The following is a 626-nucleotide window of genomic DNA, read 5'->3' as shown; positions in this document are numbered from 1 at the left end:
GCCAGGATGGTCGCGTGCGGCGGGTTGATGACGGCGGCGAAGTCCCTGATGCCGAACATGCCGAGGTTCGACACCGCCGTGGTGCCGCCCTGGTACTCTTCCGGCTTCAGCTTGCGGCTGCGCGCCCGGCTGGCCAGATCCTTCATCTCGTTGGAGATTGTCGACAGCGTCTTTTCATCCGCCTTGCGGATGATCGGCGTGATCAGCCCACCGGGGATCGACACGGCAACGCCGACATCGGCATGCTTGTGCTTGACCATGGCGCTTTCGGTCCACGACGCATTGGCATCCGGCACCGCCATCAGCGCCATCGCCATCGCCTTGATCACCATGTCGTTGACCGACAGCTTGTAGGCCGGCACATCGCCCTTCTCGGTCTTCTTCATCGGCGCCGCCGCATTGATCTGTGTGCGCAATGCCAGCAGCGCATCGAGCTCGCAGTCGAGCGTCAGGTAGAAATGCGGGATGGTGGTCTTGGCCTCGACCAGGCGCCGGGCAATGGTCTTGCGCATATTGTCATGAGGAACGAGTTCGTAGGAGCCTTCCTCGAACAGTTTCAGCACCTGATCGTCCGACATCGCCCTTACTGGCGCGGCAGGAGCGGCGGCCGGAGCGCCAGTGGGCGC

General features: G+C 63.3%; 1 protein-coding gene. It reads right to left on the bottom strand.

Going from position 1 to position 626, the window contains the following annotated elements; genetic code table 11:
• A partial coding sequence (locus OOJ09_RS31945) for a 2-oxo acid dehydrogenase subunit E2 (protein ID WP_269909026.1) occupies positions 1-626 on the bottom strand: 626 nt, incomplete at both ends.

Origin of the sequence: Mesorhizobium qingshengii, assembly GCF_027563465.1 — a bacterium.
In the GTDB taxonomy this organism is placed as follows: Bacteria; Pseudomonadota; Alphaproteobacteria; order Rhizobiales; family Rhizobiaceae; genus Mesorhizobium; species Mesorhizobium qingshengii_A.
Note: the sequence above shows the minus strand (reverse complement) of the source record. Positions and strands in the feature narration are given on the sequence as shown.